General features: G+C 41.8%; 17 protein-coding genes. 13 read left to right on the plus strand and 4 right to left on the minus strand.

Features of this window, described 5'->3' with window-relative positions; all coding sequences use genetic code 11:
• The first annotated feature begins 83 nt into the window (after positions 1 to 83).
• The 6 genes from hutZ to GFB47_RS13565 all read left to right on the plus strand — a co-directional run bounded on the left by hutZ (position 84) and on the right by GFB47_RS13565 (position 4,482).
• Positions 84 to 605, plus strand: coding sequence for a heme utilization protein HutZ (gene hutZ / locus GFB47_RS13540; RefSeq protein WP_153448569.1), 522 nt, complete (start codon positions 84 to 86; stop codon positions 603 to 605).
• A gap of 429 nt (positions 606 to 1,034) precedes the next feature.
• Positions 1,035 to 1,454: a hotdog fold thioesterase gene (locus GFB47_RS13545; RefSeq protein WP_153448570.1), complete on the plus strand. Its 420-nt coding sequence runs from the start codon at positions 1,035 to 1,037 to the stop codon at positions 1,452 to 1,454.
• Positions 1,451 to 1,687, plus strand: a complete 237-nt coding sequence (locus tag GFB47_RS13550) for a DUF3389 family protein (RefSeq protein WP_153448571.1) — start codon at positions 1,451 to 1,453, stop codon at positions 1,685 to 1,687. Before GFB47_RS13545 ends, GFB47_RS13550 begins: the two co-directional genes overlap by 4 nt.
• 170 nt (positions 1,688 to 1,857) lie before the next feature.
• On the plus strand, positions 1,858 to 3,555 hold the full coding sequence (locus GFB47_RS13555) for an SgrR family transcriptional regulator (RefSeq protein WP_153448572.1): 1,698 nt from the start codon (positions 1,858 to 1,860) through the stop codon (positions 3,553 to 3,555).
• 55 nt (positions 3,556 to 3,610) lie between these two features.
• Complete coding sequence (cutA, locus tag GFB47_RS13560; RefSeq protein ID WP_153448573.1) at positions 3,611 to 3,985, plus strand: divalent-cation tolerance protein CutA; 375 nt, start codon at positions 3,611 to 3,613, stop codon at positions 3,983 to 3,985.
• Positions 3,986 to 4,008: 23 nt separating this feature from the next.
• On the plus strand, positions 4,009 to 4,482 hold the full coding sequence (locus tag GFB47_RS13565) for a LabA-like NYN domain-containing protein (protein WP_178306516.1): 474 nt from the start codon (positions 4,009 to 4,011) through the stop codon (positions 4,480 to 4,482).
• A gap of 75 nt (positions 4,483 to 4,557) precedes the next feature.
• On the opposite strand, the gene GFB47_RS13570 is transcribed toward GFB47_RS13565, so the two are convergent.
• Both GFB47_RS13570 and GFB47_RS13575 read right to left on the minus strand, forming a co-directional pair.
• Positions 4,558 to 5,772 carry a 4Fe-4S binding protein gene (locus tag GFB47_RS13570; RefSeq protein WP_153449012.1) on the minus strand — a complete coding sequence of 405 codons (1,215 nt, stop codon included), beginning with the start codon at positions 5,770 to 5,772 and terminating at the stop codon, positions 4,558 to 4,560.
• A 213-nt stretch (positions 5,773 to 5,985) separates the two neighbouring features.
• Positions 5,986 to 6,198: a DUF2986 domain-containing protein gene (locus GFB47_RS13575; RefSeq protein ID WP_153448575.1), complete on the minus strand. Its 213-nt coding sequence runs from the start codon at positions 6,196 to 6,198 to the stop codon at positions 5,986 to 5,988.
• Between the two features lie 284 nt (positions 6,199 to 6,482).
• On the opposite strand from GFB47_RS13575, the gene queD reads away from it, so the two are divergent.
• Both queD and queE read left to right on the plus strand, forming a co-directional pair.
• Entirely contained in the window at positions 6,483 to 6,845 is a 363-nt protein-coding gene (queD, locus tag GFB47_RS13580) for a 6-carboxytetrahydropterin synthase QueD (RefSeq protein WP_153448576.1), read from the plus strand.
• Between the two features lie 2 nt (positions 6,846 to 6,847).
• Complete coding sequence (queE, locus tag GFB47_RS13585) at positions 6,848 to 7,516, plus strand: 7-carboxy-7-deazaguanine synthase QueE (RefSeq protein WP_153448577.1); 669 nt, start codon at positions 6,848 to 6,850, stop codon at positions 7,514 to 7,516.
• Between the two features lie 17 nt (positions 7,517 to 7,533).
• Here queE and trxC read toward each other — a convergent pair whose 3' ends face one another.
• Complete coding sequence (trxC, locus tag GFB47_RS13590) at positions 7,534 to 7,968, minus strand: thioredoxin TrxC (RefSeq protein WP_153448578.1); 435 nt, start codon at positions 7,966 to 7,968, stop codon at positions 7,534 to 7,536.
• 137 nt (positions 7,969 to 8,105) lie between these two features.
• Between trxC and GFB47_RS13595 the strand changes: the two genes are divergently transcribed.
• Positions 8,106 to 9,197, plus strand: a complete 1,092-nt coding sequence (locus tag GFB47_RS13595) for a ketoacyl-ACP synthase III (protein WP_153448579.1) — start codon at positions 8,106 to 8,108, stop codon at positions 9,195 to 9,197.
• Positions 9,198 to 9,292: 95 nt separating this feature from the next.
• Here GFB47_RS13595 and GFB47_RS13600 read toward each other — a convergent pair whose 3' ends face one another.
• Complete coding sequence (locus GFB47_RS13600; RefSeq protein ID WP_153448580.1) at positions 9,293 to 10,942, minus strand: FAD-dependent oxidoreductase; 1,650 nt, start codon at positions 10,940 to 10,942, stop codon at positions 9,293 to 9,295.
• A gap of 116 nt (positions 10,943 to 11,058) precedes the next feature.
• Here GFB47_RS13600 and GFB47_RS13605 point away from each other — a divergent pair, with 116 nt between their 5' ends.
• From GFB47_RS13605 to galE, 4 genes are all read left to right on the plus strand, one after another.
• Positions 11,059 to 11,484: a YeeE/YedE family protein gene (locus GFB47_RS13605; RefSeq protein WP_153448581.1), complete on the plus strand. Its 426-nt coding sequence runs from the start codon at positions 11,059 to 11,061 to the stop codon at positions 11,482 to 11,484.
• Between the two features lie 24 nt (positions 11,485 to 11,508).
• Positions 11,509 to 11,931, plus strand: coding sequence for a DUF6691 family protein (locus tag GFB47_RS13610; protein WP_407701710.1), 423 nt, complete (start codon positions 11,509 to 11,511; stop codon positions 11,929 to 11,931).
• A gap of 137 nt (positions 11,932 to 12,068) precedes the next feature.
• Entirely contained in the window at positions 12,069 to 12,317 is a 249-nt protein-coding gene (locus GFB47_RS13615; RefSeq protein WP_153448583.1) for a DUF2789 domain-containing protein, read from the plus strand.
• 124 nt (positions 12,318 to 12,441) lie between these two features.
• Positions 12,442 to 13,458: a UDP-glucose 4-epimerase GalE gene (gene galE, locus GFB47_RS13620; RefSeq protein WP_153448584.1), complete on the plus strand. Its 1,017-nt coding sequence runs from the start codon at positions 12,442 to 12,444 to the stop codon at positions 13,456 to 13,458.
• Positions 13,459 to 13,527: the final 69 nt, after the last annotated feature.

Below are 13,527 nucleotides of genomic sequence, written 5' to 3' on the forward strand. Positions count from 1 at the left end.
TATATAAAGATTCAGTCTATCGTTATCGAGTAAACAGCAATAAAGCAAGATAGTCACTCTAATACTAGCTAAGGGAAGAAATTATGGAAAATGAAGTAAAACAACAAAGGTTGCAGAATCGACTCGGCCCAGAGATCCAAGAATTTCGCGATGAGCGTAAAACCATTCAACTGGCGACTATTGATAAAAACGGGCAACCGAACGTGAGTTACGCGCCATTTGTGTCAAATAAGCAAGGTTACTTTGTGTTAATTTCTGAGATAGCTCGTCATGCGCGTAATTTATTAGATCAGCCGAATGTTTCATTGATGTTGATCGAAGATGAAGAGTCCGCCAAACAATTGTTTGCTCGTAAACGTTTAAGTTTTGATGCAAAAGCCAGTGTCGTTGAGCGTGATACAGCGCAATGGCAAGGTGTGATTGAACAAATGGAACAGAGATTTGGTGAGATCATCACCAGCCTTAGCCAATTAGAGGATTTTAAACTGTTTTGTTTAAGCCCGCAGCAAGGCCTATTTGTAAAAGGCTTCGGACAAGCATTCCAAGTCTCGAGCGATGACCTAGTCGATGTAGTGCATTTAGAACAAGGGCATAAAAAGTGGTGAGTAGCTAAACTCTATTACGATCTTAATAATAGACGGTTTTAAGATGAGAAAAGGGTCAGTTCGCAGTGAACTGACCCTTTTCCCTTTTTTGCAAGCAAAGGTGTTTTACGTTCCCATCGAGGGGAATATTGTTGTTCGGAAATCATACACCTTTTTGGTTATCAAAACCATACAAATTATCAATAGATTGGATATGTTTTGTATTTTGTGAATGTTCTTATAATTTGAGCCATTTTAACCGCATTTTGGGGCAGTTAGTGGGTATGAGTCTGTAAAACTCTGTTGAAATAGTATTGTTTGAACTATCAGTATTTAAGTGGTCACCTTGCAGTTCACCTTAGATGATAATATCTTAAGCCAAATAGTTTGTTTTGTGCAATTGGAGCACAGAGTTTCAGACCAACAACAGATATACCACAAGGAATGCACATGATTTGGAAGAAACCCGTTACTCTTGAAATACTGAATGCGACGTCTAAAAATACCATCATGGAGCATTTAAACATTGTGTATAGCGAGTTAACGGAAGACAGCATTTCTGCCACTATGCCAGTTGATCATACTACCCATCAACCACTAGGCATGTTACATGGTGGCGCTTCGGTGGTACTGGCAGAAACATTAGGCTCGTTAGCGGCTAATATGTGTGTTGATGATAATGCGTATTGTGTTGGGCTTGATATTAACGCTAATCATATTCGCGCTAAGCGTCGTGGAGTGGTGACAGGCACGACTAAACCTATTCATATTGGCGTGTCGACTCAAGTGTGGCAGATTGAAATTGTGGATGAAGAACAACGCTTATTGTGCACCAGTCGTATTACTATGGCGGTGAAACAACGCAAATGATCATAGAATTTACTCACGGTAAAGTTATCGCCAATATGCATGAAGTGGTGGTGCGATTAAACGCTGGCGGGCAGGTAACTTTGCAGGCTCAAATCGATGCGTTAACTTTAATCGGGCGTGGCGCGAATGTGATCACCGCCTATGACATGCAATGCCAGTGGTCAGTCGCATTAGATAACGATGTACAGCTGCAACAAGTAGCGGATTTTATTGGCGTTCCGGTTAAACGATAACAATAACGCTGGCACTTAAACGCAGAAACTCACTCAGATAGCCCGCTTGGTTAGGCTTAAAAGAGGAAATCCACCCCCCAATTTTTTTAGATTTAATCAAAGAAATTCCCAGTTTTGCGTGCTAATCTAGGAAATATTGTTATCACCCAAGATAGTTGAGTTTCCTCTTTATGAGCAGTCCTCGTTTACGCATTCAATTTGAACGTTTATTTGAGCATTTTCAAGGTGAAGATGCTTCCATTCAACTCGAAGAACTGACGGACATTTTATGCTGTACCCGCCGTAACACTCGTATTGTATTAAATAAACTGGCGGAAGAAGGTTGGGTGGAATGGATCCCAGCAGCTGGACGTGGCAAACAATCTCAATTGATTTTTAAACGCAATAAATACGATGTCAGTGAAAATCTTGCCAAGCGTTATTTAGAAGAAGGTAAAATCGAGCATGCATTATCGGTGCTGGATAACGATCCAGCACGTTTAACTCAAATATTTCAAAGTTACCTAGGTGTCAGTCATTTAGAAGGGCAGCAAGTAGTGCGCTTGCCTTATTATCGTCAACTGGCCAACTTAAATCCGGTTAAACCGACTCGTCGCTCCGAGCAACATATTATTCACCAAGTATTCAGTGGATTAACTCAGTTAGACGAACATGAACAAGTTCAACCTGATCTTGCCCATCATTGGGAAATGCTCAGCCCGACTCATTGGCGTTTTTATCTTCGCTCCGGTATTCGTTTTCATAATGGCGATCGTCTACAGATCAAAGATATCATTGAAAGCATTGAACAAATGAGTTCGATGTTATTATTCAAACATATCGAATCTGCTTCCTCATCGGCAACCAACACGCTGGATATTTTACTCAGTGAAGCCGACCACCATTTGCCACTATTGTTAACTGAGACTCTGGCTAAGATCTTGCCGAGCAGTTCAGAGCGATCAGATAATTTCGATTTAATTCCTAATGGCACTGGGCCTTACCGAGTGACGCGTAATGATAATATGCGTTTGGTTTTAGAAGCTCATGATCAGTACTTTGGTTTTCGTCCATTAATTGAACGGGTTGAAGTATGGGTTATTGATGAAACTCACTCGTCGATGGTGTATCCGAGTTTGACCAACCCAATGAAGCCCAAAGAAGGGCAATTTATTGATGTTGAACTTGATCCTGGTTGCACTTATTTACTGCTTAATCAAATCACCGGTCTGGCAAAAGATCCATTATGGGCAGAGTATTTTGCCAGTCGTTTGAATTCTTTTAGTTTATTGCGTGAAATCCCCGATCAAAAAGTGATTGAACTGGGTCTTTTGCATGCGCATGGTTTAAAACCCGGTTGGCATCATAGTGGTACCTATCATGCTGATATTGAACTGCCATTTGAGCCAGATACCACCAAGCCCGTTATTACCGTGGCTTATCATGCGATGCACCCTTTGTTTCCTCATGTGGTGGCAGCAATCAAATCACTACTTAGAAAAGATGGCATTGCGATCCGTACAGTAAAATACGATGTAGAGGTTGAAAATCCTCAAGAAATCGACATTTGGCTTAAACCTATGGGGCTGGCGAATAATCGAAAAGATGCCTTGATGGGCTGGTTACTCGGCTATAGTGATATACAGAAGATGAGTAAACCGGAGTTATTTCAACGATGGCAACAATTAATCAGTGATTGGCGTGGGGATAATAATGTTTCGTTTCCGGCCAAAGCATTGGCTAAAGAGTTAGTGCAGAGTAAGCAATTGATCCCGATGTTTCATTGCTGGTTAGGAGTGGGGCAAGATCATTGTGGTTCGTTACAAAACGCCACTTGCAACGCATTAGGTTGGTTTGACTTTAGTCAGGTGTGGGTTAAGCCTGAATAGCCAAGCCAATAGCCTAATCTAAGCCAGAAAAACATGAGAATGAAGGAGATAGCCGATGAGTGTTATTACCGAGAGTGATATTCACAAAAGTGACCAAGGTCGTCTACAACCTTGCGCGGTGGTATTAACCACCACCAACGATGATGAAGTGCGGCAGTTATTGATTGAGCAATTGCTCGAAAAACAATTGGCGGCTTGTGTGCAAGTGTTACCTATTTCCAGTTATTACCAATGGCATGGCGAGATCAATCAAGATAAAGAATCACTTTTGATCATCAAAATGGTTAAGACCCAGTACAAAGCGGTCGAACACTTAATACTGAGCGTGAATACCTACCAAGTACCACAAGTAGTGATGCTGCCAATTGAAACTGGGTATGCGGAATACTTGCAGTGGATTAATAAGCACGCTCAACCTGATGTTTTATAGTTACTATTCAAATTTGGATTTATATGCAAACTGTTTCGATTTTAGTAGATGTACAAAATATTTATTACACCACGCGTGATATTTACCATCGTCACTTTGACTACAATGCTTTTTGGGCCAAAGTCATGAAAGATCGCACCTTAGTACATGCTAATGCCTATGCAATCGCGCGCAGTGATGATAAACAAAAGCAATTTCATAATATTTTGCGTGGCATTGGATTTGAGGTGAAGTTAAAGCCGTTTATCCAACGTCAAGATGGCTCAGCCAAAGGCGACTGGGATGTGGGTATTGCACTCGATGCCATTGAACTGGCTGAAATCTCCGATGTAATTGTGATCGCATCAGGCGATGGCGACTTTGATTTATTGGCAAAACGTATTCAGCAGCGTTACGGTAAAAAAGTTGAAGTGTATGGCGTGCCGGGACTGACGGCGAATTCTTTAATCGAAGCCGCCGATGAATATTTTCCGATCCAAGCTGATTTGTTGCTTTAAGGCTTCAGTATGTCAATAGAGCTTAACGCTACCCGTTGCAGTCACAAGAAGATCAGAGAGTGACGACAATAAGTATTAATAACGGATGTAGTCCATAACCTGAATAAGCTGCATCCGAATGTCATTACTGGTTTGACTGTGCCAATAACCGCCGGCAAAAGCCAGTAATGGGATCCCAAACATGATCACCAGCACCAATATCATTAAGTGCTTGCTGGATAATTGCCAACCGTTACGAGTTTTAAACCCTAACGCTTCTTTTTTAGGGCAAGCGGAAACACAGCGCATACAAGCTTGACATTCATCGGTGCGAATTTGGCTTGCAGTATGAATAATAATATTGGATGGGCAAGCTCGAGTACATTTATCGCAATTCATATCGCCACGTTCATTTAAACAGTGATTCTTTTGACGACGAATTTTAAATGGGCTGGCAAAACTGATTAAGCCTAATAGCGCACCGTAAGGGCAAAAATACCGACAAAAAGCGCGTTTACGCCATGCTGCCATTAATAAAATCACTGCAAATACCACCAAGGTAATCGTACCTGGTGCGACAAATACCCATGCGGTTTTGATATCGGCAATCTTGTGATAGTTGCCATTGAGGTAATAGGGAATATTAGCTGGGTGCATGCCTAAAGAAATAAACGCAAAAAAGGCCAATAATAAGTATTTCATCATCCGCAATGGCCAATCTATCCAGGCGGGTGGTAAATAGGCTTTTTTGATCATTTTTAAACGAAGCTTATAAATATATTCGCCTGCCAATCCCAATGGGCATATCCAGCCACAAAAGGCGCGTTTGCAGACAATACCAGTAATTAATACCGTAAATAACATCACCGCGCCAGCAGGGTGGGTTTGATCCCAAAATCCTAAAGTAACAATCGCTTTAAGCTGAATGGCGGCGGCAATTGGCAAGAACGCATCGGTGACATCAGGGCGTAAAAAACTCGGAGAAATCTGCGCGGTTAATAATGCGGTATGAACGGCATATTGAATGGCAACAAAGAAGAATGACAGTGCCATTGCATGTTGGCAAGCATTGCGCAGAATATCGGGCCGTTGGCTAGCTTGGGCAAACTCAGGACGAATTTTGTGTACGCCAGTGATCACCATAACAGCCATCAGCAATGCGACAAATAATGGCCAATAAAGAGTGCTTAGCGCCGCCGTGAGTACAACGATAGTGGCTATCGCCGCACCTAATTTTTTACCACTGGTGTAGAGCAAGCTAACGCTGTACACCAAGGCCAGCATTAACGTAAAAGATTCGATAAAAGTCATAATCGCACCACTTGAGTTTGTGATGCCATTATAAGAAGTTTGAGGATGCAGATCTGGTGATAAAATCAGCATCTGCACTTTCTTTGATGTGAGTTAAATTTTACCCGAAATACGCTACTACTTTAGAGTAGAAATAGGCCTAAAAGACGGAGTTGTAGAGCGGGTATTAGGGTTTTATTGCCGCGAAATTAACCGCGACGACAAACCTGCTTGTTACTCTTGTTCGATTTGTTCTTGTTCGATTTGTTCTTGTTCGCTTTGTTGCTGAGCATCGACTTGTTGATCGTTTTGCTGCTGCGCTTCCAGTACTAACTTTTCACGATCGGCTTTTGATACGTATTTAGGTTTATTCGAGGTGTGAAGTTTTGAGTTCATCTTCTTAATACGTTTTTTTAAGATCGAATTGATTTTCTTCTTACGATTCATGCTTCTCTCCAGTAAATGTCTACCCTCGAGTCAGCCGATGGTATTGATGGGGGCGCATCATAGCAATAAACCCAAACCCCTGCTAATGAAATTTAGGCGCTATCGATTGCTTTGTTGTGCTAAAAATGAGCAATAAATGCATAAATCGAGCATATATCTTTATTTATAAGGGCAGTATCTATATATTCAGGCGCAAAGAGCATACTCACTTTGCTAACAGTAATAATAAGCAGTAAAGGCTTTGAGTATTGATCATTCCATCTATTCAACTAAACGGTAACGTAATGACTTGTGAAATTTATAAAGACTTTATTTTTGAAGCCGCGCATCATCTACCCAATGTACCAGCAGGGCATAAGTGCGGCCGTTTACATGGTCATTCATTTTTTGTGCGTTTATACGTCAAAGGCGAAGTGGATGCGACCACAGGTTGGGTGATTGATTTTGGTGATATCAAACAAATATTTGCGCCAATTTATGATCGTTTAGATCATTATTATTTAAACGATATTGAAGGGCTTGAAAATCCAACCAGCGAAGTCTTAGCTAAATGGATTTGGTTACAAGTCAAACCCGCGCTACCCCAACTCAGCAAAGTTGAAATTAAAGAAACCTGTACCGCAGGTTGTATTTACGTGGGTGAATAATTGTGTATAAAGTGAATGAAATTTTTCAAACTATTCAAGGTGAAGGTCATTTTACCGGCGTACCTTCAGTCTTTATTCGTTTGCAAGTTTGCCCTGTTGGTTGTGCGTGGTGTGATACCAAACAAACTTGGCAGGCGTTAGCGCAAGATCAAGTGAGTTTTGGTGATATCATCATTAAGCAAGTGGATAGTCCGACATGGTGCTTAGCGTCCGTAGATGAAATAATTTCGCAATATCAATCGCTTGGTTTTACAGCCAAACATATCGTGATCACTGGTGGTGAGCCTTGCCTTTATAACTTACTTCCTTTAACTCAAGCGTTTGAGAAGATGGGGTGTCAGTGCCAAATTGAAACCAGTGGCACCTCTGAAATTATCTGCTCTGATAATACCTGGGTGACAGTGTCACCTAAAATTGCCATGAAAGGTAAATTACCCGTATTAACTAGCGCAATGCAACGAGCGAATGAGATCAAGCATCCGGTGGCAACCCAAAAAGATATCGATCAACTTGATGCGTTATTAACGGCGACCAATTGCCAAGCTAAATCGGGCATTGCATTACAACCGATCAGTCAAAAACCGCGAGCGACCGAACTGTGTATGCAAGTGTGTATTGAGCGCAATTGGCGTTTGTCGATCCAAACCCATAAATACCTGAATATTGCATAACGCTATCGGTTGAACTGCTATTTTTGCAACGCTTGCTCTAACCACTGTTTAAATTGAGCAGGAGGAAGTGCGCCATTAATTGAATCGACACTTTTTCCGCCTTTAAACACCATTATGGTGGGGATGCTGCGTATTTGGTAGGAAGCGGCAATATTTTGTTGTGCTTCAGTATCCACTTTTACAAAGCGTACTTGTCCTTCGAAGGCTTGAGCAGTTTGTTCAAACACGGGAGCAAAGCCGACACATGGATTGCACCAAGGGGCCCAAAAATCAATCACGATAGGTTGCTTTGATTGAAGTAAAGCTTCGATATTACTTGAACTGGCGGTGATCGGTTTACCATCAAATAAAGGCTGTTTACAACGGCCGCAAGTGGCGTTATCCGACACCCGCTCAAGTGGCAGTTTGTTGTTGCTTTGGCAATGTGGGCAAGGCGAAGTAAATGTGGTCATGATATTCCCTTATGGACTGTGAAGTATGAACGTATCGGTTTGTTAATAACTATCGTATAATCGAGTTATATTCAATTAAAAAATAGCGATACCCATTCCATACTTGGGCATACATAATCAAATATTAGGATGTTTTTATGGCGAACGTTTACGCTGAAATTACAGGCTGGGGCAAGTGCCTTCCACCTGCGACGTTAACAAATGATGATCTGAGTACTTTTCTAGAAACATCAGATGAATGGATCCAATCTCGCACGGGGATCCAAAGTAGAAGAATTAGTCATGTTGAAACCTCAGATCTCGCCACTGTAGCCGCGAAAAATGCCATGCAGGCGGCGGGTATTAGCGCTCGTGATGTGGATTGTATAATTGTTGCGACCTGCTCACCAGATACACTGATCCCTAATATAGCCTCTAAAGTGCAACAAAATCTTGGCATTCCTGCCGCGGCCGCGTTTGATTTAAATGCCGCTTGTACCGGATTTTTGTATGGCTTAGAAACCGGTACTCGTTTAATCCAAGCGGGTAACTACCGTCATGCCATTATTATTGGCGCAGAACATTTAAGTTTTTACCTTAACTGGATGAAGCGTGATACCGCCGTTTTATTTGGTGATGGCGCTGGTGCGGTGGTGCTTTCTCGTCGTGAACAGCAACAAGCGGTGGGCTTACAACAAGCCTCATTGGGTTGTGATGCTGAAGGTCGTGATATTTTAGCCGTGCCAAAATTTGGTACTGCTATGGAACGTTTTGATGAGCAAAATGGTAACTGGGATTTTGACTTCGTTGGACGTGATATCTTTAAACGGGCAGTAAAAGGCATGAGCGCGGCTACTCAATCAGTGATTGAACGCTCTGGTTTAAGCAAAGAAGATATTGATAGTGTCATTCCGCACCAAGCCAATATTCGCATCATTCAAACCTTATGCGACTTTGCGGGTATTCCACAAGAAAAAGCGTTTGTGAATATTCAAAAATACGGCAACACCTCAGCGGCAACCGTTCCTATTGCCTTGTGTGAAGCAGTAGAGCAAGGCTTTATTAAACCAAACCAAAACATCTTAGTGGCTGCATTTGGCGCAGGCTTAACCTGGGGAGCGGGTTTAATTAAATGGGGTGAGCGAGTGACACCATTAGAAGCGCAAACGGCCGAGCTTCCTCCTTGTGACCAAACCGCATTAGAACTGTTAGAGAAAGCGATTGAGCATTGTCGTACTTATAGTGAATAAGAGATGAGGCTATTCTCATAAGATAAAACCCCGCATCGCTTCAATTGAGTGGTACGGGGTTTTATATATGAATCTATGGGTAAATATTAATTGTATTAAGCGTTAGCCGCTAGGTAGGTACGATAACCCCCGATAAGATTTTTGGCTTTAAAGCCATTGTTGACGAGTTGACGATACGCAACATTACCGCGTAACCCAACTTGGCAGTAAACAATGATTTCCTTGTCTTTTGGTAGTTCACTTATCCGTTGACGTAATTGATCAAGCGGAATATTGATATCCCCAATGATATGGTTATTGTTTTCTCTCTCGCCAGGGTTGCGAACATCAAGCAATATCTGATCATCATTTAAATTGTTAATTTCATCATAATGGATAGGTGCAGCATCACCATTTATAATGTTATTAGCAACAAACGCAGCTTGGTTTAGAACATCTTTGGCACTGCCATAAGGGGGTGCGTAAGTGAGTTCAATATGTTGTAACTGTTCAATTGTCATACCTGCCCGTTGTGCTACTGCTATGATATCAATTCGTTTATCAATACCATCTTTTCCGATGGCTTGTGCACCAAGAATTTTGCCATTATTTGGGTTATAGATAAGCTTTAAAGATACTGTTTCTGCTCCAGGGTAATAACTAGCATGACTTGCGGTATGCACATACACTTTTTGATACGGTGTCTTCATTTGCTGTAATTGCTTTTCATTTTTTCCTGTCGAGGCGACGGCGAGATCGAATACTTTACAAATCGCAGTCCCTTGAGTTCCTTGATAGCTTTGTGCTCGGCCAAACATATTATCTGCTGCCATTCTTCCTTGGCGGTTTGCTGGACCAGCAAGAGGCACTAAAGTTGCTTTTCCGGAGACAAAATCCATTTCCTCAATAGCGTCACCTACCGCATAAATACTTGGATCGCTAGTTTGCATCATTACATTGGTTTTGATGCCACCAAGTTCTCCAATCTCTAAACCGGCTTGTTTGGCGAGAGTGATTTCAGGCTTAACACCAATAGCCAAAATGAGTAACCCCGTTTGTAGTTCCTCACCATTACTTAATGATAGTGTTAATAGGTTATCCTTCGACTGGTGTTGTATAGACTGCAGCGAAACGCCTAATCGTAAATCAATGTTTTTAGCTCTGATTTCTTGGTGAACGAAACCCGCCATTTCACGATCTACAGGTGTCATCACTTGATCCGCCATTTCGATCAAGGTCGTTTTAATCCCAAGCTGATGGAAGGCTTCCATCATTTCAAGACCAATAAAACCACCACCAACCACGGTTGCATGTTGTGGCTGATATTGTTTGAGACTTGTAAGTATGGCGTCCATATCTGGAATATTCCGTAAAGAATGCGTTAATGGATTATCAATACCATTAATCGGTGGAACAATAGGGGAAGCGCCAGGGCTTAATAGTAAAAAATCGTACGACTCTGTGTATTGGCTACCTTGTAAAAGATTAGTGACCGTAACGCTTTTATCTTCTTTATTAATCGCTACAACTTCATTCATTACCCGGACATCAACATTAAAACGGGCTAAAAAACTATCTGGTGTCTGTAATAACAGCTTATTTCGATCAGTAATATCACCACCGATATGATAAGGGAGACCGCAGTTTGCGAAGGAAACATGAGGACCGCGCTCAAACATAATGATTTCAGCGTCTTCACTTAATCTGCGCGCCCTTGCTGCCGCTGATGCACCTCCAGCTACTCCACCAATAATGATAATTTTCATCGTTACCTCAGTCGTTAGTTTTTAATGAAAGAAAAGTATACATAATAAATTAGATATTGCTAATATATAAAATACTAATATACTGGTGAGAAATTGCAAAAAGAGAGTAATAATATATGCAAATCCCGTGGTTTTCTTTAGCTGGTGGGCTGTTATTAGGCGTCTCGGCGACATTATTGATGTTGTTTAATGGCAAGGTCGCCGGAATAAGTGGCATTGTTGGTGGGTTGTTTAATCGCCAGCAGGTGGATAAATTATGGCGGGTGTTATTTGTGCTTGGCTTAATTGGGGGTGGAGCGATCGCCAATGCTTTTTCATCGAGTGCTGGGTTTTCAGGTATTCCACAGCAATACGTTACCAGTTTATTGTTAATGCTGGTGGCAGGGTTTGTGGTTGGCATCGGGACTAAATTAGGCAATGGCTGTACCAGCGGGCATGGTATTTGTGGCATGGGACGGTTTTCAATTCGATCCATCGTTGCCACTTGCGTATTTATGCTGGTAGCGGCAGTCACTGTTTTCGTTCGTATTCATCTTCTATAGGCCACAATTCAGGTAATTAATATGATGAACTTTAATAAAATGATGCCACTTATTGCGGGCCTATTATTTGGTATGGGCATGGTGATCTCAGGTATGGCAGATCCCGCCAAAGTGATTGGCTTTTTGGATGTAGCGGGCAATTGGGATCCGAGTTTAGCCTTTGTGATGGGCGGGGCATTACTTGTGTTTACCCCAATGTATCACTGGGTGATAAAACCACGTCAACAAGCGTTAGATAATACAAAACTGTGTATTCCAACCAATAAAAAAATCGACAAAAAACTGATTGCTGGTGCGGCTCTTTTTGGTATTGGTTGGGGGATCGCCGGAGTGTGCCCTGGACCTGCTATTTCATCATTGTCAGGATTTAACATTGGCATACTCGCCTTTGTTGCCGCTATGATTTTTGGCATGGTGCTTACCACTAAAATCTTTAAACGAAGTTAGCGATTCTGTGCGGATAGAGATTAGATGTAAGCGGAGATCGACGAGGACAAGGAGCAGGCGAGAAATTGACTATCAACTATACTTATAGCGAAGTTACTTCAATAAATGAGTTATTTTTGATGACAAAGGAGCATTAAATGGAGATGCATAATCACAGTCTAAGCTCACTGTTCGATCAACTCGGTCTTGCTAGCAACGAAGAAGAAATAAAAGGCTTTATTCGACAGCATCGTATTCACTTATCAGGTGGAGCCAAATTACATCACGCTGATTTTTGGAATGATTCCCAAGCGGCATTTTTAAAAGAAGCGAAAGCCGAAGATGCCGATTGGTCAGATGTGGTTGATCAACTGGATGTATTGTTACGCACCTCGAGCGAAGAATGAAATGGGCTCTTGTCATTATGATGACGTTATTAATAAACACTTAATGTTAAACTTAACGATATTCGGTTGTGCTTAGCATTAAATAGGCTAAAATCGAATCAATTTCTTTAATATTGAGGTGGTTATGTTGGTATTAGTTACGGGCGGAATGGGATATATCGGCAGTCACACCTGCATTCAAATGATCGAAGCCGGTATGACGCCAATCATTTTTGATAATCTTTATAACAGCAAATCTAGCGTACTTGATCGCATTGAAGAAGTGTCGGGCCAACGTCCAATCTTTGTTGAAGGTGATGTGCGTAACAAAGCTGATTTAGATAAAGTGTTTAGCCAATATGATATTGAATCGGTTATTCACTTTGCAGGTTTAAAAGCGGTGGGTGAGTCGGTCGCAATGCCACTTGAATATTATGATACCAACGTTAATGGCTCTTATGTATTAACCGCTGCCATGCGTGATGCAGGCGTTAAATCATTAGTGTTTAGCTCGTCTGCTACTGTATATGGCGATCCTGCTTCTGTGCCTATTTTAGAAAGCTTTCCTACTAGTGCGACCAATCCTTACGGCCGTAGCAAGTTAATTATTGAAGAGTGCCTGACGGATTTCCAAAAAGTTAATCCAGATTGGAGCATTACTTTATTACGTTACTTTAACCCAGTAGGTTCGCACCCGTCAGGACGATTAGGTGAAGATCCTCAAGGGATCCCGAATAATTTAATGCCATTTGTTTCTCAAGTTGCGGTCGGCCGCCGTGAGTTTTTATCGGTGTTTGGCAGTGATTACCCAACCGTTGATGGAACTGGTGTTCGTGATTATATTCATGTTATGGATCTTTCTGATGGCCACTTAGCTGCGCTTAACCATGTTGGTAAAAAAGCAGGTTTGCATATCTATAACTTAGGGACGGGTAACGGCAACAGTGTATTAGAAATGGTGGCAGCGTTTGAAAAAGCGTCGGGTAAACCGGTTCCTTATAAACTGGTTGAACGTCGTCCTGGTGATATTGCAGAGTGTTGGGCCGATCCGGCTAAAGCTAAAGCCGATTTAAAATGGCAAGCAACTCGCACCTTAGATGATATGACGCAAGATACATGGCGTTGGCAATCGAATAACCCAAATGGTTATCCTGAAGTCTAAGACGTTCTCAACTGTGCATTAAGATGCATGCAACGGTAGATTAATAAATAACAAAAATTGCAGTTATTA

It is taken from the genome of Vibrio algicola, from assembly GCF_009601765.2.
In the GTDB taxonomy this organism is placed as follows: Bacteria; Pseudomonadota; Gammaproteobacteria; order Enterobacterales; family Vibrionaceae; genus Vibrio; species Vibrio algicola.